18 protein-coding genes are annotated in these 24226 nt (G+C 63.0%); 10 read left to right on the forward strand and 8 right to left on the reverse strand.

Annotation, left to right across the window (positions count from 1 at the left end; genetic code table 11):
* Positions 1 to 3: 3 nt before the first annotated feature.
* Genes P1IM2_RS02545 through gdhA form a run of 4 tightly spaced genes read right to left on the reverse strand, consistent with a single transcriptional unit; the run spans position 4 to position 6782 of the window.
* A complete protein-coding gene (locus tag P1IM2_RS02545) occupies positions 4 to 1962 on the reverse strand; it encodes a hypothetical protein (RefSeq protein WP_260833895.1) in 1959 nt (652 codons plus the stop codon).
* 3 nt (positions 1963 to 1965) lie between these two features.
* A complete protein-coding gene (locus P1IM2_RS02550) occupies positions 1966 to 3945 on the reverse strand; it encodes a heme-binding protein (protein WP_186401330.1) in 1980 nt (659 codons plus the stop codon).
* Between the two features lie 4 nt (positions 3946 to 3949).
* Positions 3950 to 5389, reverse strand: a complete 1440-nt coding sequence (locus P1IM2_RS02555; protein WP_062901218.1) for a multiheme c-type cytochrome — start codon at positions 5387 to 5389, stop codon at positions 3950 to 3952.
* A 37-nt stretch (positions 5390 to 5426) separates the two neighbouring features.
* Positions 5427 to 6782, reverse strand: coding sequence for an NADP-specific glutamate dehydrogenase (gdhA, locus tag P1IM2_RS02560; protein ID WP_186401331.1), 1356 nt, complete (start codon positions 6780 to 6782; stop codon positions 5427 to 5429).
* Between the two features lie 166 nt (positions 6783 to 6948).
* On the opposite strand from gdhA, the gene P1IM2_RS02565 reads away from it, so the two are divergent.
* Together P1IM2_RS02565 and P1IM2_RS02570 are read left to right on the forward strand one after the other, a co-directional pair.
* Positions 6949 to 7875 carry a tetratricopeptide repeat protein gene (locus P1IM2_RS02565; protein ID WP_234179314.1) on the forward strand — a complete coding sequence of 309 codons (927 nt, stop codon included), beginning with the start codon at positions 6949 to 6951 and terminating at the stop codon, positions 7873 to 7875.
* Between the two features lie 23 nt (positions 7876 to 7898).
* Positions 7899 to 8567: a hypothetical protein gene (locus P1IM2_RS02570; RefSeq protein WP_186401333.1), complete on the forward strand. Its 669-nt coding sequence runs from the start codon at positions 7899 to 7901 to the stop codon at positions 8565 to 8567.
* 13 nt (positions 8568 to 8580) lie between these two features.
* Here P1IM2_RS02570 and putA read toward each other — a convergent pair whose 3' ends face one another.
* The gene (putA, locus tag P1IM2_RS02575) at positions 8581 to 11673 is read right to left on the reverse strand and encodes a bifunctional proline dehydrogenase/L-glutamate gamma-semialdehyde dehydrogenase PutA (RefSeq protein WP_260833896.1); all 3093 of its coding nucleotides are present in this window, start codon (positions 11671 to 11673) and stop codon (positions 8581 to 8583) included.
* Between the two features lie 97 nt (positions 11674 to 11770).
* Here putA and P1IM2_RS02580 point away from each other — a divergent pair, with 97 nt between their 5' ends.
* Entirely contained in the window at positions 11771 to 12241 is a 471-nt protein-coding gene (locus P1IM2_RS02580) for an Lrp/AsnC family transcriptional regulator (RefSeq protein WP_186401335.1), read from the forward strand.
* Between the two features lie 45 nt (positions 12242 to 12286).
* Here the strand turns inward: P1IM2_RS02580 and P1IM2_RS02585 are convergent, their stop codons facing one another.
* Together P1IM2_RS02585 and P1IM2_RS02590 are read right to left on the reverse strand one after the other, a co-directional pair.
* On the reverse strand, positions 12287 to 13807 hold the full coding sequence (locus P1IM2_RS02585; protein ID WP_186401336.1) for a DUF4189 domain-containing protein: 1521 nt from the start codon (positions 13805 to 13807) through the stop codon (positions 12287 to 12289).
* 395 nt (positions 13808 to 14202) lie between these two features.
* Positions 14203 to 15099, reverse strand: coding sequence for a DUF2971 domain-containing protein (locus tag P1IM2_RS02590; RefSeq protein ID WP_186401337.1), 897 nt, complete (start codon positions 15097 to 15099; stop codon positions 14203 to 14205).
* A 725-nt stretch (positions 15100 to 15824) separates the two neighbouring features.
* Between P1IM2_RS02590 and P1IM2_RS02595 the strand changes: the two genes are divergently transcribed.
* The 3 genes from P1IM2_RS02595 (at position 15825) to P1IM2_RS02605 (ending at position 18846) form a co-directional block, all read left to right on the forward strand.
* A complete protein-coding gene (locus P1IM2_RS02595; RefSeq protein WP_186401338.1) occupies positions 15825 to 16187 on the forward strand; it encodes a MarR family winged helix-turn-helix transcriptional regulator in 363 nt (120 codons plus the stop codon).
* Entirely contained in the window at positions 16184 to 17236 is a 1053-nt protein-coding gene (locus P1IM2_RS02600) for a protein kinase domain-containing protein (protein WP_186401339.1), read from the forward strand. Before P1IM2_RS02595 ends, P1IM2_RS02600 begins: the two co-directional genes overlap by 4 nt.
* 77 nt (positions 17237 to 17313) lie before the next feature.
* Positions 17314 to 18846 (forward strand): tetratricopeptide repeat protein, encoded by a 1533-nt coding sequence (locus P1IM2_RS02605; RefSeq protein WP_186401340.1) that lies wholly within the window; start codon positions 17314 to 17316, stop codon positions 18844 to 18846.
* 522 nt (positions 18847 to 19368) lie between these two features.
* Here P1IM2_RS02605 and P1IM2_RS02610 read toward each other — a convergent pair.
* Positions 19369 to 19812 (reverse strand): DUF2958 domain-containing protein, encoded by a 444-nt coding sequence (locus tag P1IM2_RS02610; RefSeq protein ID WP_186401341.1) that lies wholly within the window; start codon positions 19810 to 19812, stop codon positions 19369 to 19371.
* An 818-nt stretch (positions 19813 to 20630) separates the two neighbouring features.
* Between P1IM2_RS02610 and P1IM2_RS02615 the strand changes: the two genes are divergently transcribed.
* From P1IM2_RS02615 to P1IM2_RS02630, 4 genes are all read left to right on the forward strand, one after another.
* Entirely contained in the window at positions 20631 to 21194 is a 564-nt protein-coding gene (locus P1IM2_RS02615) for a hypothetical protein (RefSeq protein ID WP_186401342.1), read from the forward strand.
* A gap of 59 nt (positions 21195 to 21253) precedes the next feature.
* On the forward strand, positions 21254 to 22123 hold the full coding sequence (locus tag P1IM2_RS02620; protein WP_186401343.1) for a DUF5677 domain-containing protein: 870 nt from the start codon (positions 21254 to 21256) through the stop codon (positions 22121 to 22123).
* A 91-nt stretch (positions 22124 to 22214) separates the two neighbouring features.
* A complete protein-coding gene (locus P1IM2_RS02625; RefSeq protein WP_186401344.1) occupies positions 22215 to 22601 on the forward strand; it encodes a hypothetical protein in 387 nt (128 codons plus the stop codon).
* Between the two features lie 288 nt (positions 22602 to 22889).
* Positions 22890 to 24218 carry a DNA cytosine methyltransferase gene (locus P1IM2_RS02630; protein ID WP_186401345.1) on the forward strand — a complete coding sequence of 443 codons (1329 nt, stop codon included), beginning with the start codon at positions 22890 to 22892 and terminating at the stop codon, positions 24216 to 24218.
* Positions 24219 to 24226: the final 8 nt, after the last annotated feature.

Consider the following 24226-nt stretch of genomic DNA (forward strand, 5'->3'; position numbering starts at 1 on the left):
CGTCTAGAAACTCACGATCAGATTGGCGAGGACCGAGACATAAGCCCGGTCGCGCTCGCGATTCTCGAACAGATCCTTGAAACCGTCGCCGGGCAGCAGCACCGCGGCGCTGAGGCGGCCGACGATATTCTGCGTCGCCTTGGGCCGCCAGATGCCTGCCACCGACAGATCCCAGCCGATATCCTTGGGGATCGACCCTTCGCTGCGCAGCACCTGCAAACCCGCTGTATTGTCGAACCACAGATGATTGGCGTTCACGCTGACGCGCGTTTCGGGCGACAAGTCGAAATCGGCACCGGCGCCGACGAACACGGTGCCGGGGTTGTTGAAATTCGACTGCCCCTCTTCCTTCGAAGAGCGCAGCGAATTGAGAATGCCGTTGCGACCGCTCAACGAAATGACGCGCCCGCCGCCCGCAAAGGGAATCGTCTGACGAATCCAGTAGCTGGTGTCGGCGCCGCCGAAGATCGGATTTTCGAAGATAGCATCGAAACCGCCCTCGACATTGTTATAGGGATCGCTGTCGCCCGTGGCGTAAAGGCCCGACAGGCGAAAGCGCATCCAGTCGTGATCGTAGCTGAGTTCGGCAGCGCCGAAGCCCGCGCGGATCTTTGCCGGCTTGCTGGTGAAGAAACTGTTCCGGTCCTCACCCAGTGCTGCATAAAAGCTGGCGGTCAGATTGATCCGCCCGATACGCCCGTCGGCGCTGTAACCAAGATAGGTCACGTCATATTCGCGGCCGCGCAGATCGCCGAGCAGGGCCGGGCGCACCGGAAAGCCATTATGGTCGATCTGGATGTCGTTCTTTTCGCGGTTGCGATTGTAGGTGACGCTGAGCTGGCTCGTCAGCCCGACGAACGGGAAATCCTGGCGATAGAGGTTCGCGGTGAAGATGAAATCGTCGCGCGGGCTTTGCGTGATGTCGTTGAGCCCGCTGTTGGTGTCCTTTTCGAGCCGCCAGAAGGCCGCGACATTATATTGAAAACGGTTATTGTCGCGGTTGCCGAACAGGCGGATGCCGAGTTGGCTGTCGTTGAACAGGAAACCGCGAAAATCGCTCTGGAACGGCTGGATGCCGATGCGGATCGAATGGAAGTCGTAACGGTCGCTGTCGTTGCCCAGATGCTTGTCGACGAACAATTCCTGCACCCCCAGGAAATTGTCGTAACGATGGCTTGGCTGCGACGGGCGCACATCGAGCACGCGCCGTTCGGGCACGTCGACATAATTGAAATTATAGGCCAGCGTGACGCGATATTCGACGTCGGGCGGCTTGAAGGCGGTCGACCCCTTGATGAGCGCGGCGCCCGCGATCAGCGTCTGCGACAGCACGAAGCTGCGATTCTTGCCGAACACGTCGAGGCTGCCCGGCCGCTCGGTGGTCTGGACGCCGACCGGAATCGGAAAGGTGCGCGGTTCGAACACGGTATCTGACACCGCACTGGCGACGAAAAACCAGTCGTCGCCCCTGATGGGGAGCCACGGCACCTTCGACCGGTCGATCGGCCGGTCGCCCTTCAGCGTATTCTGATGATAGGGATCGAACCAGCGTTCCTTGACCACGCCGAGCGATTCGATGAGGCGCCAGCGGTCGGGCACGGGCAGTTGATCCTCGATCCCCGGAAAGGCCTGCGGCGGCGGCGGACGCAGCGCGCCAACATTGTCCTGCCGCATCTGGTCGGGCAGATCGGGCGTGTAGCCGGGACGGCGGCGCCCTTCGATAATCTGGGTGACCAGATCGTCTTTCAGCACATCCTTCCAGTCGACCGGCGGCGGCGGCGGGATCAGCGCTTCGCCGTCAGGCGCCGGGATCGCAGCCGGCGCCGCGCCCTGCGCAGCGCCATCGGGCGCGGGCGGTTCGGGCGGCGGCGGGGGCGGCGGCAACGCCTGCCCCGCCGCGGGTGCACCCTGCGCCGCGAGCGTCGCGATGATCGGCAGCAGGCTGCTTCCAAGCGCGCTCATCGCCTATAGCCCCTGGCAGACATTCTGCTGGCTGGTGTCGAGGAAGGGCGCGAAGGGGCAGCTGATGTAGCGCAGGCGCACCGTCTTTCCATCGGACAGGGTGACGACGATATTGTCGGCACGCTTGTCGATCGGGGCGTTGCCGATCGTGCCGACACGCGCGCCGCCGTTATGCGCTCCGAGGAAGCTGATCATATCGTCCTGGTCGATGCCGTCGCCCGACACGCCGATCGCGCCGACAAGCTGCGCCCCGCGATAGATGGGCACCGAACCCGGGAAAATCTGGATACCGTTCTGCAATCGGTTCTGTCCCGCGGCGACGTCGGGCAAGGTCGTGCAGCGCTGCGGCGTGTCGGTCGCGCTGGCGCCCGATACGAAGCCGAGGTGCGCGCCGATATTGCCGATGACGAGCGCCGATTGCAGCCCGGTCGAAAAGGGATTGAACTGCGCGATCGGGCGCGACAGCGGGCCATTGGGCCGCCCGACCTCGCCGTCGGGGAAATAGGGGCGGGAGAGATTGCCCCCCGACCGGTCGGCGAAGGCGAAGGTACCGGTCAGCGCGCTGGGATCGTTCAGAAAGCTGCGCACCGCGGGGACGAAATGCTGCACGTCGGCGCTGGCGTTGGCGCTGAGCTCCGCCCCGGCGTTGGCGCCCGAGAAAAAGGCCGCGGTGCGCGCCTTTTGCAGCGACACGTCGGTGCCGAAAATCGGCGCGTCGGGCGCGCGGACGATGCCGAGCACGGCGCCATGCGTATCGACGAGACTGATCGTCACCTGCGCCCGGCTGTCGAGCGGGCGGCGAATCTGCGCGCGCGCGCGGCTCATCACGGCAAAGGCGTCTTCGAGCACGGCGCGCACCTCGGCCTGGGTCAGCGGCGCGCTGTTGGTCGATGCATCGGTGCCGGCGCGGATCGGAAAGCGGTTGGTGCCGCTGCCATTGGTCAGGACAAAGGCGTCGCGGTTGGAAAATTCGGCCGCGGTCGAGGCGCGGATTCCCGACGCTTCACTGCCATAGGCGGTGCCCGCGACGATCGCCGCGGCGGCATAGCCGATGACCGCGACCAGATTGCCGGCCGTGCCGTTCAGGCTGGCGAAGCTCGCGCCGCCGCTCGTCTGCAAGCCGCCATAAGTGGCGTCCGAAAAGCGCAGCGTCGTCCCGTCGACGGTGATCTTGTCGGCGGTGATCGCCGCCGGCGCCTCGAACCCGCGCGTCCCGGCGAGCGCAATGAACTCCTCGGCATCATTGTCGATGTCGAGAATGTTGGAATCGCTGCCATAGACGCCGTCGCCCATCACCCCGATGCCGCCGACGAGCACGCCATTCTTGTAAAGCGGCAGGCCGCCCGGGTCGGCCGCGAGGCCGAGCGGCGAGCGCTTTGGCCCGATCAGCGCGCCGCCGCCCATGGCGCCGAAGCGCGCGGCAAGATCGCTGCACGGAAGCTGGCTGAACTGCACCCCGAACAGCGGCCCGCTCTCCAGCCCCGCAGTCGTCGGCGCGGGCGGGAAATGCTCCTGGACGATCTGGCTCGCGGTGCGCGTCGAAAAGGCGTTGCCGCCGCTCGACAGATAGGCGCCGGTGATCGCCTTCGCGATCGCACCCGCTTCTGCAGGGAAGGTGACGTTCTGCGCGTCGATATTGTCGCCGTTGGGCGCCGCCGAGGTTGTCGCGGTGGCGCGCGCGCCGTTCATGCGGAAGACACCGAGGACATTGCCGACGCGGTCGGTGACCGCGATTACCGACGGAAGGCCGCGCGCCTGCGCCTCGGCGATTGCGCCGGCCAGTACGGTCTGGACGTCGGCGACGCTGAGCGACTGGCTCGCGGGCGGCGTGTAGAGGCCGCCGGTCGGAGTGGGAGTCGGCGTCGGCGTGGGCGTTGGCGAGGGGGTCGGCGTGCCGCCGCCTCCACCGCCGCACGAGGCGAGGAGCAGTGCCGGGCCGGCGACAAGGGCGGCGGTACGAAAGAGGCGCGATCGGGTCCGCATCGGCTTACCGCAGCGCCTGAATCGCGCGCACCGCGCTGCCGAAGGAGGCTTGGAAGTCGCTGGGCTTGTAGGCGTTGGGATCCTTGACCGAGGCATAGGCGCGGTCGATGTCGGCGCGGATGCCCGCCGCAGCGCCGATGGTGATCCGCCCCGACGAAACCATCGCGTTGAGCAGCGTGTCGACCCCCATCACCGCCTGCGATGACCCCGCATAGTCGGTGAAGCGGTCATTGACCGCCTTGCCCGCAATCGCATCGACCATCGCGAAGGCGTCGGTGCCCGAAAAGGCGCGCGCTGCGAAGGCGCTTTTGAGCGCCGCGACCGTCTGCGCCAGATCAGCGGCGGCGCGAACCGCGGCCGGACGATCGGTCGCGATCGCGCGGTGGAAGGCGGCGCTGCGCGCGCCGAGCTGTTCGGCAAGCGCGGGCGAGGCCATGCGCGCGGCGGCCGAGAGCATGATCAGATTTTCGTCATTATAGGGCGGCATGCCTTCGGGAATGCCCGGCCGCGCCGGATTGTCGACGCTGGTCTTCACCGGCTTCGCCTGATCGTAGATCCGGCGGTGGCAACTGTGGCAGTCGAGGAAATAAAATTCGGGGAACATCCCCTCGGTCCCGCGTTTCGACTGGAACAGCGCGAGGCTGCGTTCGAGCGCGGTCGCCTGCCCCACCGCCCACATCTGCACATGGTCGGTGCGCGCGCCCGCCGCGCCGAACTTGCGCCAGCCATAATCGGCATCTTCCTGATGATGCGCCTGGAGCGAGGAGAAGAGGTCGAGCTCGAATGAAATGCGCGGATGCCCCGCCGCCATGATGCGGTGGGTGACGAACTGCCCCTCGCCCGCGGCCCCGAAATGGCAGTCGACGCACACGCCCGCGCGCACCACCGGATCCTCGAGCCGGCGCAAGCCGGCGCGCAGATTGGCGAGATGCTTCTCGCGCATTTCGCCGCCGGGGCTGGGGTTGGCGCCGACCCCGGCATAATGGCTCGCGATCCAGCTGCCTGCAGGACCGTGGCAGGATTCGCAGGTGACGCCGTCCTCGACCGGCGCGGCACCGCGGCTCGTTGCCGCATCGCTGTGGCACCCAAGGCACATCGAGGCGCGCGCCGGATCGCCGATGCCGAGGTTGCGGGCAATGAACTGGCTTCGGCTGGTGTTGAGCACGGCCCAGGCGCGGCTATGCGCGCCGCCGGGGGTCGAGGGTTCCTGCCAGCGCATCAACTCGTCCTGACGGACAACGACGCCGTCGCCCTCCATCCGGCCGTGGCAGGTCGATCCCGCGCAGGACGCAACACCCAGAAAACGCCCGCCGCTTTCGCCCTGCGAGCGCGCCGGAGGCGCCGAAAGCGTCGCGGCGATCGCAAGCATAGCAAGCAGCAGCGCCAGTGCCGCCACCGCCGCCCACGACCGATCGCCGCGCCCGATGCCAGCGTGCGTCGTCATTCCCACGAGTCCCCTTTTGCCCTGAGGGCCTTTTACCCTAAACGACCCCGAACGCCAGCATCGCGTCGGCGACTTTCTTGAAGCCGGCGATGTTCGCGCCCTTCACATAATCGATATAGCCGCCGCCCTGATCGCCATAGGTCAGGCAGCGTTCGTGGATGCCCGCCATGATATCCTTGAGCATCTGTTGCAGCTCGGCTTCGCTCCAGCTGCGCCGGCCGCTGTTCTGGCTCATTTCGAGGCCCGAAACCGCAACCCCGCCGGCGTTGGCCGCCTTGCCGGGCGCGAACATGATCTTTGCGTCCTTGAAGACATGAACACCGGCAAGGTCGGTCGGCATGTTCGCGCCCTCGCTCACCGCGATGCAACCGTTCGCCACCAGCATTTTCGCATCATCGCCATTCAGCTCGTTCTGCGTCGCGCACGGCAGCGCGACGTCGCACGGCACCGCCCACGGCGTTTCGCCCGCGGTAAAGGTGGCGCTCTTGAACTCGGCGCAATAATCCTCGATCCGGCCGCGCCGGTGCGTCTTGTGCGCCTTAACCCAGTCGATCTTTTCCTGGGTGATGCCGTCGGGATCGTGGATGAAGCCCCCCGAATCGGACAGGGTGAGCACCTTGCCGCCCAGCTGCACGATCTTTTCCGCCGCGTGCGTCGCGACATTGCCCGATCCCGAAATCACCGCGCTCTTGCCGACGAGATCCTGCCCCTTCGCCGCAAGCATGTTTGCGAGGAAATAGACAGCGCCATAGCCCGTCGCCTCGGTCCGGATCAGCGAGCCGCCCCATTCAAGGCCCTTGCCGGTGAGCACCCCGGTAAATTCGTTCGTAATGCGCTTGTACTGGCCGAACATGAAGCCGATTTCGCGTCCGCCGACGCCGATGTCGCCCGCCGGCACGTCGACGTCGGCGCCGATGTGGCGATAGAGCTCGGTCATGAAGCTCTGGCAGAAGCGCATGATCTCGCGCACGCTCTTGCCCTTCGGGTTGAAGTTCGACCCGCCCTTGCCGCCGCCCATCGGCAGGCCGGTGAGCGCATTCTTGAACGTTTGTTCGAACGCCAGGAATTTGAGGACGCTTTCGGTCACGCTCGGGTGAAAGCGGATGCCCCCCTTATAGGGGCCGATGGCATTGTTGTTCTGAACCCGCCAGCCGCGCTGGACGCGGATATTGCCGTTGTCGTCCTCCCAGCAGACGCGGAAGGACACGACCCGGTCGGGTTCGGCAATGCGCCGCAATATCTGCTGCGCGTGATATTCTTCCTTGTCGGCGATGAAGTCGAAAATATCCTCGGCGACTTCCTGCACCGCCTGGACGAACTCGGGCTGGCCCGGGTTGCGCCGCTTCACACCTTCCATGAACGTCGGAAAATCGACGTGATCCGCTACCGCCATGCACCCCTCCCACGCAAAGACTTGGGAAAACCGGTGCGACCCCCTGTTTTACGATTTTATCGTTGACCGACCTCGCCCGACAGAGGCTACACCTTTGCCCGCCAAAGGCAATATGGCGCGGCACCGTCGCGCGCGATTTCGCCGCGGCGAATATTCGGGGGATGGAATGAGCGAAACCAAGGCCATGTCGACGACGAACCGTGCGATCCTGATCGCCGCCTTCCTCCTGCTCGCCGGCGCGATCGGCTACGCGATCTGGCGCGATTCCGCCAATTATGCCGCGGCGCCCGCGCCGACGGCCGCAGCGTCACCCGATGCACAGCTTGCCGCAATCGAGGACCGGACGCGGCGCGAACCGCAAAGCGCCGACGCGTGGATGGCGCTCGGTGCCGCGCGTTTCGACCTTGGCGATTATCCCGGCGCCGCCGCAGCTTATGAAAAATCGGTCGCGATCGCGCCCGAGTCGGCTGGGCTATGGTCGGCGCTTGGCGAGGCGCGCGTGATGGCAAGTCCGCGCGATCCGATGCCCGCCGCCGCGGCCGAAGCCTTTGACAAGGCGATCGCGCTCAATCCCAGAGATCCGCGCGCACGCTATTTCATGGCAGTGAAGAAGGATATCGCTGGCGATCACAAGGGGGCGATCGACGAATGGTTCGCGCTGCTCGCCGACACGCCGCAGGGCGCTCCGTGGGAGGCCGACCTGCGCCGCACGATCGAGCAGGTCGGCGCGATCAACAAGATCGACGTCGCCCCGCGCCTCGCCGCGACGCAGCCGCGCGCGCTCAAGGCCGACGAGATGCCCGTCGCCGCGCGCGCAATCCCCGGCCCCAGCCGCGCCGACATGGAAGCCGCCTCGCAGCTTCCCAAGGGGCAGCAGGACGCGATGATCGTGGGGATGGTCGACGGGCTGGAGGCCAAGCTGAAAGCAAATCCGGCGGACGTCGACCGCTGGATCATGCTGATGCGCAGCCGGATGACGCTCGGCGAAACCGCAAAAGCGGCGCAGGCACTGAAAGACGCGCTCGCCGCCAATCCGGGTGCGGCACAAAGGCTGAAGGCGCAGGCGCAGATGCTCGGGGTGCCGGGGACCTGATTTTTTAGCAGGGGGAGAAAGTCGTGAAATCCGTGATGATATTGGCCGGTATAATGGCCATGGCCGCCGCCGCACCGACCGCAGCCGCACGCGAGAGCTTTGTGCTGGAAATCGGCGGCGAACAGCTGACGGGACTCGCGCCCGAAGGATATTGCGTTCCCAAGGGCAGGGACAAGGAAGCCAGCGATCTGCTTGCCACGGGTGACACGCAGAATTTCACCTTGATCATGCTGATCCGGTGCGATCGCCAAAACCATCCGCAAGGATTCGGCGCCGACTATTTCCTGATCAAGGCGGCGCGCGAGACGATAGACGTCGTTATGGAACGCGCCGAATTCCTCAAGCTGATGGAGGCCGAGATTGGCAAGGCCGAATGGCGATCGGGTGAAACTTCGGACGCGTTGCTGAAAAATGCGTCGAAGGACGTAAGCAGCGCGCTGGGGACGGATATCGCGATATCCGGCGCACTGCGCCCGCATGGCGTCGACACGAGCTGCGCCTATCTTGGCGGTTCGCTGAACGTGGCCACCGACGGAAAAACGCTCCCCATAGTCGCGGGGGCCTGCCTGACCTCGGTCGCAGGCAAGCTGCTGTCGGTTAACGCCTATGACGAGGCGAAGCCGCCCGTCGACGCGGCGGTCCAGATGCGCCGCGCGCGCGCTTTAGCGATGCAGTTGAAGGCCGCTCCCTGACCCGAAAGCTGTCCTAACCCGCCATCAGCGCCGCATTGCCGCCCGCGGCGGTGATGTCGGTCGAGATCGATTTTTCCTCGGCGAAACGGTGCAGATAATGGGGGCCACCGGCCTTCGGCCCCGTGCCTGATAGGCCGCGGCCGCCGAAGGGCTGCGATCCAACGATCGCGCCGATCTGGTTGCGGTTGACATAGACATTGCCGACCGCCGCGCGCGCCGCGACATGCGCCGCGACGCCGTCGATCCGCGTGTGGACGCCTAGCGTCAGGCCATAGCCCGAGGCGTTAATCGCGTCGATCAGCGCGTCGAGCTCGCCGCCTTTCCATGTCGCGACATGCAGCACCGGTCCGAAAATCTCGCGCCTGAGATCGGTGACATGATCGAGGCGGATCATCGTCGGCGGTACAAAGGTACCGCCCGCCGGCCAATCGGTGCGCGCCGCCTCTGCGATCACGCGGCCCGCGGCGCGTGCATCCGCGACATAAGCCGCGATGTTCGCTTGCGCCTCGGCATCGATTATCGGACCGACGTCGGTCGAGAGGATCGCCGGGTCGCCGATGTTGAGTTCGGCCATCGCGCCCGCGACCATGTCCATCATCGTTTCGGCGACATCCTCTTGCACGCAAAGCAGGCGAAGCGCCGAACAGCGCTGGCCCGCCGATTGGAACGCGCTGGCGACGGCGTCACGCGCGACCTGTTCGGGAAGCGCGGTCGAATCGACGATCATCGCGTTGGCACCGCCGGTTTCGGCGATCAGCGTCGCGATCGGACCGTCACGCCCCGCGAGGCTGCGGTTGATCGCGCGCGCAACCTCGGTCGATCCGGTGAATGCGACGCCGATGATATCGTCATGACCGGTCAGCGCTGCGCCCACCGTTTCGCCGCGACCGGGGAGAAATGCCAACACATCGGCGGGCACACCCGCCTCGAACAGCAATTCTATCGCGGCATGCGCGATCAGCGGCGTCTGTTCGGCGGGCTTCGCCAGCACGGCGTTGCCCGCGGCGAGCGCCGCCGAGACCTGCCCCAGAAAGATCGCCAGCGGGAAATTCCACGGGCTGATGGCAACGAAGACGCCCTTGCCTTCGAGGATCAGTTCGTTGCGCTCGCCGGTCGGGCCGGGCAGCGCGATGGGGTAGGAGAAATCGGCGCGCGCCTGGGCGGCATAATAGCGCAGGAAGTCGACCGCCTCGCGCACTTCGGCCACCGCATCGACGAGCGTCTTGCCCGCCTCGTCGATCGCCAGCCCCAGAAAGAGAGCATCGCGTTCCTCGAGCAGATCGGCCGCGCGTTCGAGCCGTTCGGCGCGGAAAGCGCCGCCGGCAAGACTCCAGTCGCCCTGCGCCGCGCGCGCGGCGGCGACGGCGGCATCGACCATATCGGCATCGGCCTCGATCATATGACCGACGACAGCGCCGGTTGCGGGATTGCGCACCGCTTCGGCGGTGCCCGCCGCTGCCGTGCCGCCGACGATCGGCGCCGCGATGCGCCCGCTGTCACGCGCCCCGGCAATCGCGGCCGCCAGCGCCTCGGGCACGCCGGGTTCGCCAAGGTCATAGCCGCGCGAATTGCGCCGGACGGGATCGAAAAGCTGGAGCCCGGTCGGGATCTTCGACGGCACGCTCGCGATGCTGCGCGGGTCGACCGCCAGCTCTTCGGCGGTCACGTCGGGGTCCGAAAACTGGTGCACGAAACTGCTGTTCGCGCCATTTTCGAGCAGGCGGCGGACGAGATAGGCGAGCAGGTCGCGGTGGGTGCCCACGGGCGCATAGACGCGTACCGGGCGCGGCGGCGGCGACAGCGCAACGATCGCATCATGCGCGCCTTCACCCATGCCGTGCAGCCGCTGCAGTTCGTAATCGGCGCCGTCGAACAGTTCGGCGATGAAGGCCAGCGTCATCGCATTATGCGTCGCAAAGGCCGGGAAGATGCAATCCTGATGCTCGCGCAATATCTGCGCGCACGCCATATAGTTGAGGTCGGTGTGGTTCTTTGCGGTGAAGACCGGAAAATCGCCGAGCCCCATCGTCTGCGCGCGCTTGATCTCGGTATCCCAATAGGCGCCCTTGACCAGCCGCATCGACAGCATCACGCCCCGCGCGCGCGCCTTGGCGGCAACCCAGCGGATCGCCTCGCTCGCGCGCTTCTGATAGGCCTGGATCACGATGCCGAGCCCGGTCCAGCCGTCGGCGAGCCCCGCGTCGATCAGCGCGCCATAAACGTCGAGATGCGGTTCGAGCCGGTCGCTTTCCTCGGCATCGATCATCAGCGGAATGTTGACGCCGCGCGCGGCGCGGGCGAGCGCGATAACATCGGGGATCAATTCTTCGCGAACGCGCTCGGCCTGCAGATATTCGTAACGCGGGTGGAGCGCCGACAGCTTGATCGAAATGCCGTGGTTGGCAAATGGGTCGCCCGGCTTCGCATCGCGGCCGATGCGCGCGATCGCCGCGGCATAGCTGTCATAATAGCGCCGCGCATCCTCTGCGGTGCGCGCCGCTTCGCCGAGCATGTCGAAGCTGGCGAGTTCGCCCTTGTCCTTGTCGGCACGCCGCACCGCGGCGTCGATCGTTTCGCCCATCACGAACTGCTGGCCGAGCAGCTTCATCGCCGCGAGTGCCGCCTGGCGGATCACCGGCTCGCCCGAGCGGCGGATCATCGACTTGAGCAGGGTGAGCGGGTTCGCCTTGCTGCCCATCGCGCCGAGCATCAGCGTCGCCGAGCCCAGCGACAGGCCGCGCGCCGACAGCGCGACAACCAGCGGGCTGTCCTCATCCTCGCCCTCGCGCCAATGGCGTCCGGCGATCTTGTCGCGGATCAGCGCATTGGCGGTCGCGCTGTCGGGAACGCGCAGCAGCGCTTCGGCAAGGCACATCAGCACGACGCCTTCCTCGGTCGACAGGCGGTAGCGATTCATGAGCTGCGCGACGAGCGTTTCGCGCGCGACCTCGGCCTTCGCCTTGCGGATGAGCGCGAGCCCCCGCCGCATCACTGCCTCGAGGGTGGCGGGCGAGCGGGCAAGCTGGGTCCGCAGATCGGCGACAAGGTCGGCTTCGGAACGGCGGGCGAGGGCGCGGATGGCGGCGCGGTCGGTCGGCTGGGTCATGGCGCATGATAGCATGCGGCGAAAAGGCAATCCGCCTTCAATCGCGCACCTACGATTATCTTTTGACCTATTATCGGCGTCATATTAGGCAATTGGTATGGTAAATTCGAAAATCATGGTCGATCTGGACGAATTCGATCGCAAGATCATCGCGATATTGGGCCGCGACGGGCGGATGACCTACACCGAACTGGCGCAGCGCGTCGGCCTGTCGAAGACGCCTTGCCAGCAACGCGTCAAGCGACTGGTCGACAGCGGGCTGATCACCGGCTTTCGCGCGATCGTTGACCCCGCCAAGCTGGGGCTCGACCATGTGGCCTTTACCGAGGTCAAGCTGTCCGACACGCGCGAGGAGGCGCTACGCCGCTTCAACGACGCAGTGCGGCGGATTCCCGAGGTCGAGGAATGCCACATGATCGCGAGCAGCTTCGACTATCTCCTGAAGGTGCGTACCCTCGACATCCGCCGCTATCGCATCGTGTTGGGCGAGAAAATCTCCAGCCTGCCGCATGTCGCGAGCACCTCGACCTTCGTCGCGATGGAAACGATCTGCGAATCGGCGCGCTGAGCCGCCGGTCTGCACCGCTGCCGCATCCCGGCCAGAATCTCTTTCTTATTTCACGTCGGTTCGCCCGGTAGACGGCAGGCGCGAATCGATTTTCGCCACGATCCGGCATTCGAGGGATTGTGCAGCGCAGTCTTTCGCGACGGCCTTTTCGAGATCGTTCGGCCAAGCCGTCCAGGTCACATGCGGGCCACCACCCGCATCGACCGATAGCGCCACCTTGCTGTTGGACGACCAGGACACCGCCTCGCATTCATCCTTGGCTTCGGCCCGGCAGGCCGCCAGTGCCGCCTTCTTCGCGCTGTCAAAATCCTTCGCGCCGGACACCGACCACACCGAATTGCGCCACGGCGCCTTGCCGCTCTTGGTCCAGCTTTGCGCGGTAAACCAGGGCTTGCCGAAAGCGTCGGGATCGTATCGCACGGCCTGTTCCGTAACCAGGTCGAAAAAGCCCGCCTCGCTGCATCGCTTGTGCCTCTTTCGGCAGAAATCGAGCGCGCGCTTCTGGGCAGCCGTGGCCGAGGATGCGCTCGCTGCGCCGCCCATCACGCCGCCGCCCATCGTCAGGGCAATATAGACGTCCGAACCAGCCAGTGTGACGCTACAAGTCTTACCGCTGTCGGCCTGGCACATCGCAACCACATCGGACGCCGCCTTGTCCGGCGAAGGTCGCCCGCCCACGATCCAGACCTCGCGCGGCGGAGTCCCCTCGGCGCCCGCATCAGGCCAGGCGAGAGCACCGTAGCGGCGATGCGGATCGTTCACCGGACCATAGATTCGCGGCGATTCGGAAATATTCTGCCCGGAGGGCGCGATCAACGCTGGCGCCGTCGCCCACTGGATTTCCTCGCACTCATCGTTTTCGTCCCTGCAATATTTGGCCATGGCCTTTTCTGCCTTGCCTTTATCCACCTCGGACACCGCATAAAGATCGCCCTCGACCCCGCGGGAGATGACAAGCGCGCCATTGGTGCCACCGGCCGCTGTCGTGCACCCGGATCCCATCGCTGCATTGCAGGCCGCCAGCGCCGCGCGATCGGCGCGCGTCCGATTCGAATAGCCGGTGACGAGCCAGGCCCAGCTAGAATCGCGATGCCAGGCGGCCGCATAATAATTGTCATAAGCGGACCTCGTCGGCTGTTGCGGCTCCTCCTCGCCGCCGCCATCGTCATAGCCGGGGTTTGGCGCACACCCTTGCCATCCGCCCGTCCCGCCGCCAATCGGGAAGAACCCGTCGGGACAGCCACCTTCCGCATGTGCTGCCGGAGACATGAAGCCGAAAAGGATCGCCGCGCATAGCGTAAGAAAAATCCGGCCGAGAAAAGGCTTCCAGTCCATGACGCGCGTCATCCCCACTGAATCTTTCATTCTGAAAATCAGCATTGGATAGCGGTTCGTGCCGGTAAGGCGACGGCTGCGGCGTACCAGTACAGATGCCGGTGATAGCGACATGGCCGATCGGGCGCGGCCTGACGGTTCGCCAATACCGATACAATCGATTCCGAGATTATCGTCGGCAGCAAGGTTAGATGGGATGAATGGAGGCCGAGCCGGAATCAAACAACTCAAAGTTTCTTATTTTATTACAATCACATATTCAGTTCTCGCGACGCGGATGCCCCCAATTAGGCCCCGAGAATTCTTTCCTTCAAAAGCAATCGAACCGATTCCAATTCTCAACAAGTAGATCGTTTCAGGGGCCCGAGCTTGGGATCTCTATGAGCTGACGCCTGATGCCGTATCGCGCACACGCCCGGATGGCCGATTTCGGACCGTCAGCTTTTAGACTTAGAATTCAAGGTACCCGACATTGAGCACGTCTCCGCAGCCACGACTTAAATCGACCGTTAGCGGTCAATCTTCAGTCCGTTCCAGCAATGGGATTGAGATCGTATACTTGGCAGCGGATGCCTCTATTCGAGAGCGGTGCCGGCGGCGACACCCGCTTGCACACTCAGGATCCCCTAGGCGACGTCTGAGACATACTTTGGCGCATCCCATTCGGGCGGATCGTAAATTTTCGATCGTTTGATTTCGCCCTGAAAGCCCGTCGCTGCGGCGATCATCGCCCGGTCGGCTTTCCAGCCTGCACGGTCGCGATTGGGGTCCGCCATGATTTGCGTGACCATGCCATGCGGTTCGACCTGGTAGCGATAAAGGCCATCATCACAATCCTTGGCATCGCCAAAATAGATCAGGCGAACCTCACTCTCATGAATAAAAGCACGTCGCTTGAGCAGCAGCGACTGCGCAAATTTGCGCGCGGAAATCTCAAGAGGGTGACCGTTCTGCAAATAGGCCTGGAGCTGCTTTTCGGTCTGATAATCAACCTTGCCGACAAAGCATCGATCTTGCGGCATGTCCGGGTGCGCCGCCACCAGCGCGGTCAGAAGCTTACGCGGCGTCGAGCGAATTCGTAGAAATCGCTGCCCCGGATCACTGGCGTAAATGCCCCACATCGCCTCCGACAGATACTCGCTGGTCCAGCACTGTCCGACGAAATCATCCTTGAACCCATAAGTGAAGGCTTCGCCATCGATGACGCCGCCCAGTTTTAGCTGAAAATTTTCGAACTTGTCCTTCCAGTTGCCAACCTGGCTCAACACATTCTGGCCCGACTGGAAGAGCGATAGGACAAAGGGCTCGGGCATTATGCGGTAGATATGCGCATCCAGCTGTGCCTCGGTCAGATTGATAAAATTCAGATCAGCCATCGCGTTTCCCCTCGCATCCTCGACGATGCCATAACTTGGTGGCGACGCGCAGGGCAAAATGCTTTTTCTGCGCTTCGGCGAAGGCGAGCGCGTCGAGGGCGAGCAGCGGCGAAGCGGCGGAACCGCCACAAAGTCAGGCATGGCCATGCGATATCTCCGCGGGAGCAAGTAACGATGCGCCCCTTCTCTCCCGATGCCGGGACGCATCCCCTTCCCGGCCCCTCTCGCGTTCTGGGTCAGTCGGAGACTGGCCGCGGACGGCAGCGCCGTCCGCCATGAAACTGCACCCTGAAAGGAGGCCCGATGCGGCAAGGTCGCGCCCCGCGGCAGGCGGGGTCTGCCAACTGCCAGGCGGGGCGCTTCGTCGATGGGGCTGGTTTCAGAGTGCGCGCGGGGCGGCGTTCAAGGGGCCGCACCCTGTCCGGATCCCATCCGGACAGGGTGCGTCATCAGCCCCGCTCGTCAGGTGCGGACGGGGGAAACGAGGGCATCGGCCACCTGTGAGCCAATTGCATGGCAGAGAATGGAAAAGGCCCGGAATGTCTTCCGGGCCTTAGATGGTTGCTGCTAGCGTGACCAACGCGGTGGGCATGAGATGCTTGATGAAGCTACGGATGTAGCGAACGGCAGTCAGTGCGGTATCAGAGATTTTCTTCATAGGCTTTCTCCATGATCTGGCTAGCAACCACATGGCTGCGTCATAGGTCGTGTGGAGCGCGCAATGGGCGAAAACATGATGAGCGATGGTGGTCCAGCTAGCAGGCCCTCCCAAGAGGAGCTCTGAAACTGTTAATCAGGTCATAGCCGAAAACGCCCGGATTGTCGAGAGGCAGCCATTGACATAGACCCATGAAATGGCTATATACCCATTTATGAGTATAAACCCGAACAGCCTCCCTGTAGGTCAGTTGATCATGATGCGCCGAGCCCTGATGGATGTGCAAGGCACGCTCAGTCTCGCACAACTCGTCGCGCTCATGACGATTGCGATCGAGCCGGGGTTGTCGGTGAACGAGCTGGCGGAGCAGCTCAAAATTCCGCAGCAAACAGCGAGCCGCCATGTCGCCGTGTTGACGGGCCGTTACCAGAGCGACCTCGCCGATGCGCCGATTGACGCCATGATCGTACAACAAATCAACGAGAGCGATCCGCGTAAGCGGGCGCTTTACCTGACGCCGCAGGGGCAGACATTTATCGCCTCACTCACCGGCGCATCCACGGGAGAGCAAGAATGACCGCAGCAGATAAGCTTCTCGGCCTCAATCTGGACAATGGATGGGTGGTCACCGGTCACCTTCAGCGCAATCCGAGCGGCACGGGAGGCACCTTCTCGCAGAGCTATGAGGTCAAGAAGGGCGACAAGAGGGGCTTTCTCAAGGCCTTTGATTTCTGGGAGGCATTCGAACCTGGTACCGACACGGTTGCCGCGATCCAGATCCTCGTCGAATCCTATAACCACGAGCGCGACATCCTTAGCCATTGCGCGGACAAGAAGCTCTCCAAGGTCGTCATCGCGATCGACCATGGTAGCGTAGAGGTTCCCGGCTTCGGAAAGATGGAAGGCCGGGTCTTCTATCTGATTTTCGAAATGGCGGACTGCGATGTTCGGGTCCAGATGGACGCGACGAAACGCTTCGACACGCTCTGGTGCATGCGCGCGATCAAGGATGTCACGCATGGGCTCCACCAGATCCACAAGGAGATGATCGCGCATCAGGACACCAAACCCTCCAATGTCCTCGCCTATGGCGACAGGGGCTTCAAAATCGCCGATTTCGGACGCTCGTCGCGCCGCGGACAGGCCATCCACCACGACGTGATGACCATCGCAGGAGACAAATCCTACGCCCCGCCGGAACTGCTCTATGGTTTTGCTCATCCCGATTTCGTGCCGCGGCGTATTGGCTGCGATCTCTACATGCTGGGCAACCTCGCAGGTTTCCTGTTTTCCGGAACGAACATCACGGCAAGCCTGCTGTCCGCCCTCGATCCTCAGCATCATCCGCGCGCCTGGGGCGGCACCTATCAGGAGGTTCTGCCCTACCTGCAAAATGCCTTCACAAAGGTCCTCGAAGACCTGGCCCCGAGCATCGACGAGCTTGTTCGTGACGATGTGCTCCGCCTGATCAGCGACCAGTGCAATCCCGACATCTCGCGCCGCGGACATTCGAAAATGGTCGGTCATCCGACGCAATATTCGCTGGAGCGTCACCTCTCGCATCTCGACCTCGCGGCGCGAAAGCTCGAAGTGCGGCTGCGGGTGGCACGGGCGAAGGCGGCATGAACCCGTCTGTCTGGCAAACGCAGCGACGGCTCGTCCCGCGATGGCGGAGCTTGGCGACAACGCTAAAATCGCGAGAGTTGGCGTCGCCGCTGCCGATCTTATCGAAGTCCGCCCCGGACATGACAACGCATCCGGATATGTTGATGCGCCTTGAGCGCTGGCGCTTGGCACCCAGCCTCATCACGGCTGCGGAACTGGTGGAAATTTGCGTCGTCGAGGGCCGCGAGCGCGAAGCTGTCGACGCAGCGCGGCGTCTCGTCAACATCGACCGGAACGCGGCACCCCTCATCCGCGAGCATGCGGCGTTGTTGCTGGAACGAAATGGTTTCGGCGATGATGTTCCGGTTGAAGCACGCGGTGCTCAGCCAATCGACCGCTCCCCTCGCCTGCTCACTCGCATCCACCCGCACGATCCCATCGCATGGGTCGAGCTCTCGTTGCGCCAGACTATCCACGGCTCGACAAAGGCGGCGAAGCGCTCGATGAGCGTGGCATTGCGGCTGGCGCCCCACAACCGTCACGTTCTTCGGTCCGCTGCCCGTCTGCTCCTGCATTGCGATGACCCGGAGCGCGCGTTGGCCATCGTTTCCCGGAACGAGGCCACCAAGTCCGATCCTTGGTTGATGGCTTCCGAAATCGCCCTCGCCCATGTGGCGGGTTACAAGTCGCGATTCCTGAAAGCCGGAAGCACGATGCTGTCCGATCGCAAATATCATCCGCGCCACGTCACGGAGCTTGCCGGCGCGGTTGCGACCGAAGATCTCGCGCACGGCAAACGCAAGATGGCGAAGCGTGCGTTTTTGCAAAGTCTGACAGACCCCACGGGAAGTTCGCTGGCGCAGGGCGAGTGGGCCACGGACGCGCTCGGAGGCGACCTCGTCAGCGAGGCACAGCTTCTCTCGACATTCGAGAATGACGAGGCGAGAGCCTTTCATCTCTATCGAATGGGGAAGCTCGAACTGGTCGGCGAGGCTTGCGAGCGCTGGTCGGAGAATGACCCCTTCTCCGTCAGACCTTTTGAATTCGGCGCGGCGAGTGCGGGACTGATCGAAGATTTCGAAGGAGCGCTCGCCTTTGCCGCGAAGGGCCTGAAGATACGACCGACTCTTACCTCTCTGCTCAATACAAAAGCTTTCGCGGCAGCTTCGCTCGGACAGGTCGATGAAGCGGCCGACGCGCTAAACAAGATCAAACCCGGCGACGCCACGAAAATGCAGCAGTTGGTGGCCACGGCCAATCGCGGATTGATCGCGTTTCGCCGGAAACAGGAGGATGCCGGCCGGGCCTTATATGCCGAAGCCATCGACGGCTTCAAACGAGACGGATCCGAGGAGTTCTCCGCGCGGGCCCGGCTTTATCTCGCCCGCGAAGCAATGATCGCCGGAGCCGAGGATTGGCCGAAACTGCTGAAGGAAGCCAAGGAGGCCATGTCTAAATTCAAGGATTCCGAGGCAACGCCGGTTTTGCGTGAACTGGAGAAAAAAGCTGCTGCCGCACTGCCGGACACAAAAGCGGAACCCAAGCCGGTCGAACCGCGGGAGGAGCCGACCAAGCCGACCATCCGGGTAACCTATGGCGCCACGCCAAAACTGCAGCGCAGACTGAAATGATGAGTAACAGGCGCTCACATACGACATCGGTACGCTCGCGATGAGCGCCCATGAAAAAGGGGATACGGCGGACACCGCATCCCCTTCAATCTCGTGCAGATCCGCAGCCGCTGTGCGGGATGCGTTCTCCAAAGATATGCACCATGCTGATAGCATGGCTTTGAAGAAACGCAATGAAGGCTGCTTTCTCGCGGGACTAGCCCGCAATCGAAGAAGTGGAAAAAGCATGCCCAATCGTAAAGTGCCGACCCAGGAGACTTTTCGAAGCTCCGATTCCGGGCGGTTCGTCACCGAGCGTTTTGCGACGCGAAATCCGAAGACCACGGAACGCGAACGCATTAAGCATCCTGAGCGAAAATAAGGATCACCGACAGGTGTATTTCCGAATGTCGTCGGCTTCCCATGGGAGCCGGCGACATTCCCCATTTCAAAGCATGACGATATTCCGCTCAATTATTTTCGGTGAGCGGAATCGGACAGCTTTTATTCGGCAGGACAGATGGCCATTGTTACCTGTCTGCCTCAGCCCTCGGGCTTCGGGAGTTCGGCGCCGCGCGCGGCACGGCGGAAATTCTGTTCGGCGGTGAGGATCGATCCCGCGCGACGCGCCGCGGCGGCCCAGCCCGACAGCGGAACCTCGGACGCAAAGCCAAGATCGCGCTCGATGCCGAGGCCGAAGGGCAGGCGTACCGACGCCAGTTCGGACAGGCTGAACGAACCGAGTTCGGGGCAGCCGAAACCCAGATCGGCAAGCCCGAACAGCGTATCGCCATCCTCACCCAATTCGGTCGCGAGCCACGTTGCCGCGCCCACCGGCGAGAAGAATTTGGCAACCGGCACGAAGTCCGGTTCCACCGCACCCGCCATCACGGCGGCATGCCGCGCCTCGTCATTCGCGCGCAAGGCGTCATGAAGTTCAGCGGACAGGAGCTTGCCCCCATCGCGGCGCTCTTTGGTCTTTCCCATGTCATCCTCCATTCCCGCCCCCTGACCATCAGGCCCCCGGCGGAGCGGGGGTGGGCGGCGAGAACGACCTGCCGGGCGGGGCCAGGGAGGCGGCCCGCACCCGAAGGGCTGGAACGAAGAGGAAGAGCCGCGCAGCGGCTTGCGGGACGCCGGGACGCGCCCAGAGGGGAGAGCCGGCCAACCCAGCGACAGACGGGAGGCCGATCGATAACGCCGCCGCGTTCAACGCGGCGCCAACATGATCGTCAGCGACGAAGACTAATTCGCCGTTCCGGCGGATCTAGAGAAGGATCGCACTCTCGGACCGACCGCGGGCGGTGCGGCGTGCGTGCGCAGCTGTGCTTAGCCGCCGCACCGCCAAGATTGCCGGGCCGAGTGCGCAGCGCGGTCAAGACAGACGTGCGATCCCTGTCGGCGCCTGCGGTCGGCAGCGAGCGCCCATTTTCAACCGCGCACCATATCGGGGGCGTCGCGGGGGCGGCCAGCCTCTGCGGAAGGGGTACGGACGGACTACAGGCCGGCCGTCAGGGGAAGGCTTTCCCCTTTCAACAACCCAAACCGCCGCGCCGTCGGCGCCAAATTTCCTAGCGATGACGAGGGACTGTCGGCGTCACAATGGCGCGGGAGAAAAAACGGGTATTGGTGGTTGGCTACGTGCCTGCACGGACAATTGACGGGCATGGTAAGAGGCGCCCAGCATCCGTCCGTCGCCCAAGCTCACGGTGGTTTTTGCCGCACCTTCCACTTCGTGCAGAACGCGCCGGTTGACATCTCGTTTTTGACCGGGCAAATATGACGGGTCAAAAACGAGATGCTAAATGCAAACATATCATCCCGGTGTATTTTCAACTTTATACGCGTCGGAGCTCGGCTCGACGCTTTGGAATTATCTGACGTCACCGGAGGCGGTGGCGATGATGAAGGCCGCATCCGCGCTGGATCGCCCTGCCATCGAGGCTCTCGAGGAGCCTCTCATGGTCAAGTTCGGTGCCCGCATCATGGAAGATCGCGTGAAGCAGATGTGTGGTCACATGGTTCGCCAGATCATGGAGGCTGAAGGCTATCAGGTCGGTGTCCAGAACGCCAAGATCACCAATGGGGCGCCGTTTTCGCGCGGCACAAAATACCGGAAGAAGGATGAGATCGTCATGCACAGTTTCAGAAACGCGGATGATCCGCGCCTCTTCGCGCTTTCGCACTACAAGGACGGAAGCCTCTTGCCGAAAACCGACGGTTCGCGCTGGCACTACCATCAGGCGATCAAGGGTGGTGCCCGGATTTCCTTGTTAACGCTCACGAAGCTCGATGCCGTCCTCGCGGCGATAGAGAAGGATGGCCACCTGCTCTATCGCATGGACCGAATTACGCGCACGGCGGGCTAGGTACTGCGGCTTCGATCCGGGCAGTCGCGCGTCGGCGTGCGGAGTAAGGATGAAGGCACATGTATAATGATGATATGATCGCCTCCCAGAGGGAGTGGGCCGAGGAAGGCTTGATGGCTACCAGAGCGCTCCTGCCATTGATGACACCTGTTGGAACCCACGCCTGGGAGCCTGAGGAGCGCCAAACGGTTGGGTTCCTTCTATCTGCCACCGCCAGGGCGTCGGAGAGCGCGCTGCTTCTGTGTGCATATGGCCAGCTCTGGGACGCGGACATCTTGACGCGTTCGGTGCTCGAAGGTTCGCTCAAGTTTTCTTACATGTTGCAAGACCCAGCAACTTTTCCCGCTCGGCATTCCGAGTATGCCCATGACCTCTTCAGCATCGCGCTGATGAAGGACCATCGGAAATGCCTCGATCTCCTTGCCGTCATCGAGGAGCCCGAGCATCCGCAATGGCGCCCGATGAGGGACCGCTTGCTGGCCGACGACGAACTTGCCGAGTTGAGCGCCACGTATGACCGGGTTCATCGCCGCGAGCTCGAGAACCGGTGGGGTTTCACTGGCCTTGTCGGCGAATTGTCGCGATCTGGCGATCCCCTTTTTCGCGATCTTGGCGCCATGGCACAAAACTACTCCATGGCAAGCCATATCCATCATATGGACATGGTGGGTGCCTCGATTCCACTCGACCGCGATCGCCGTTCCCCGGAGCGGCGCGAAGCCATCCACCTTGCCCATGAGGGTCGGTTGGTATCGGATATCCTCGCGTTCCTCTATTTACGCCTTGGCGTCGGGTATCGCTTCGTAGGAGCCGACACCGCCCCACTCGCGGAAGCTCAATCGACGATCAGGGCGCTTAACGACAAGTTCGCCATTGCCCACTCCACTTGGATGGATGTCGAATATCCCCCAGCTGATGAGAGTGACTAATATCCCATTCCTGCCATGATGAATGGCCGAGATACCGGGCGAGCCTGGCGAGGCCTGAGCCGAAGGGGGTAGCATGCCAAGAGCAAGATCATTGAAAGAGGCCTTCGCCTATTTCGGGGCGGTCAAGACCAACCCCGTCTGGGGCTGGGCGGCGCGGAGTCCTGACGGTGCCACGGTCGCGATCACTATGTGGGAAGACCAGATGGAGGAGGTTGACGGAAGGATTATCTACGATGTCACCCACCGTGGCGACCTCGAAGTCTGGCGCAATAGGGACGGAAATAAGGATCGAATTCGTCAACTGCAATGGGCGATTGAGCATTGCCACGGCCTAGTGCGCAGCGTGATCGTCAGGGCTGAGGATCCCAAGGCCGTCCTCAGGAAGGTGGTGTCGTGCGAGGCCCATCCTACGCTCATAATGCGAATCAGTCGGCTGGATGAGGAAACGGGCGAGTTCTATGCTGAGAGCATTACCTGACTCCCTCAACTGACCGGCACCGAGAAGGCGCCCCCGGCACCGCAACGTCTGGCGCAATCAACGTTTCATCAAGTTTTCATCTGTTTAAGCTTCCTTTACGTCGACCCGACTCTTCACGATGGCAGGATCGTCGTGACGTTGCTATGCTCATTGCGGGGCTTGGGTAAGTCGAGACAATATCGGCAGTCGGGTCCCTGGTCTGAGGTGTTTTTCCTTGGCTAAGCATGACGGAAACTTGAAGCTAGCCTCGCCGGATAGCCTGCAAGCCAACGAGGTATCTTTTGGCCGATGAAGTCCTATAGTTTCGCCGATTTGTTTGCAGGATGTGGTGGCCTTTCGCTTGGGCTGTCCGAGGCAGGACTGACGGGCAAGTTCGCGATCGAGCGCGATCCGATGGCGTTCGAGACTTTTTCGGCCAACTTCATCGAAAACCAATCGTCTCGCGTCGCTTTCGATTGGCCGTCATGGCTCGCCAAGCAAGCCTGGGACATTGAACTCCTCCTCGCGCAGCACAAGGATGACCTAGTCAAGCTGCGGGGCTCGGTCGACGTTTTGGCCGGTGGGCCGCCATGCCAGGGCTTCAGCTTTGCCGGGCGTCGCATCGAGGAAGACCCTCGTAACTTGCTGTTCGAGAAATACGTGGAGGTTGTCGGTGCCCTCCAGCCACAGGCCCTAATCCTGGAGAATGTTCCCGGCATGCGCGTCGCCCACGCACGTCGCAACGTCATCGACCTCCCGGTTCCCGGCGAGCAGATTGAAAAACCGAAGTCCTTCTACGACAAGCTCGTCGATAGTCTGGACCTCGCTGGATATAAAATGGAAGCAATGCTGGTGGATTCCTCACGATTTGGGGTGCCCCAACGCCGTTCGCGCTTGATCGCGGTGGGCGTCCGAAAAGACCTTTGCGAATGGCTGGACGGTGGAATCTCCCGGATGTTCGTGCTGCTCGAGGAAGCGCGGCTTGCTCAGCTCAAGGAGCTTGGGCTTCCCGATGCCGTCAGTGCTTCCAGCGCCTTGTCGGATCTAGAGACAGCGGGCCGCGAGATGATCGATTGCACGGACCCTGAGTCGAGACGGGGATTCCGCGAGGTAAAATATGGCAAGCCAACAACAACATACCAACGGCTCATGCAAGCCGGTCACGACGGCGGCATGGACAGCATGCGGCTCGCCCGTCACCGAGACGACGTGCGGGAAAGGTTCGGTCGCATTCTCGCCGAGTGTCGGAAGGGCGTCCGGATGGATGACGAGAGCCGGAAGACCTATGGACTGAAAAAACACCGAATCTATCCAATGGCAAGCGGAGAACCGGCGCCCACGGTCACGACCCTGCCGGACGACATCTTGCATTACAGCGAGGCTCGCATCCTCACTGTCCGCGAGAGTGCGCGCTTACAGTCTTTCCCGGATTGGTTCGTGTTCAAGGGGAAGTTCACGACCGGCGGGGACCGTCGAACAAAAGAATGCCCACGCTATACGCAGGTCGGCAATGCTGTGCCGCCCTATCTAGCACGCGCGATCGGCATCGCTGTACGCAACCTCTTGGAGGAAGTTGCCCAAGCGAAATCCCTGTTCGGCGAGGGCGCTGAGGAACTGCCGGTCGCATCGACGGCCTAGGGGGACTT

Origin of the sequence: Sphingopyxis sp. P1IMeth2 (genome assembly GCF_900185685.1) — a bacterium.
GTDB lineage: Bacteria > Pseudomonadota > Alphaproteobacteria > Sphingomonadales > Sphingomonadaceae > Sphingopyxis > Sphingopyxis terrae_A.

Excerpts from the sequence above, each read along its gene's own strand:
- P1IM2_RS02545 (WP_260833895.1), bottom strand. The coding sequence starts at position 1,962 with ATGAGCGCGCTTGGAAGCAGCCTGCTGCCGATCATCGCGACGCTCGCG.
- P1IM2_RS02550 (WP_186401330.1), bottom strand. The coding sequence starts at position 3,945 with ATGCGGACCCGATCGCGCCTCTTTCGTACCGCCGCCCTTGTCGCCGGC.
- P1IM2_RS02555 (WP_062901218.1), bottom strand. The coding sequence starts at position 5,389 with ATGACGACGCACGCTGGCATCGGGCGCGGCGATCGGTCGTGGGCGGCG.
- gdhA (WP_186401331.1), bottom strand. The coding sequence starts at position 6,782 with ATGGCGGTAGCGGATCACGTCGATTTTCCGACGTTCATGGAAGGTGTG.
- P1IM2_RS02565 (WP_234179314.1), top strand. The coding sequence starts at position 6,949 with ATGAGCGAAACCAAGGCCATGTCGACGACGAACCGTGCGATCCTGATC.
- putA (WP_260833896.1), bottom strand. The coding sequence starts at position 11,673 with ATGACCCAGCCGACCGACCGCGCCGCCATCCGCGCCCTCGCCCGCCGT.
- P1IM2_RS02580 (WP_186401335.1), top strand. The coding sequence starts at position 11,771 with ATGGTAAATTCGAAAATCATGGTCGATCTGGACGAATTCGATCGCAAG.
- P1IM2_RS02590 (WP_186401337.1), bottom strand. The coding sequence starts at position 15,099 with ATGGCCATGCCTGACTTTGTGGCGGTTCCGCCGCTTCGCCGCTGCTCG.
- P1IM2_RS02595 (WP_186401338.1), top strand. The coding sequence starts at position 15,825 with ATGAGTATAAACCCGAACAGCCTCCCTGTAGGTCAGTTGATCATGATG.
- P1IM2_RS02600 (WP_186401339.1), top strand. The coding sequence starts at position 16,184 with ATGACCGCAGCAGATAAGCTTCTCGGCCTCAATCTGGACAATGGATGG.
- P1IM2_RS02610 (WP_186401341.1), bottom strand. The coding sequence starts at position 19,812 with ATGGGAAAGACCAAAGAGCGCCGCGATGGGGGCAAGCTCCTGTCCGCT.
- P1IM2_RS02615 (WP_186401342.1), top strand. The coding sequence starts at position 20,631 with ATGCAAACATATCATCCCGGTGTATTTTCAACTTTATACGCGTCGGAG.
- P1IM2_RS02620 (WP_186401343.1), top strand. The coding sequence starts at position 21,254 with ATGTATAATGATGATATGATCGCCTCCCAGAGGGAGTGGGCCGAGGAA.
- P1IM2_RS02630 (WP_186401345.1), top strand. The coding sequence starts at position 22,890 with ATGAAGTCCTATAGTTTCGCCGATTTGTTTGCAGGATGTGGTGGCCTT.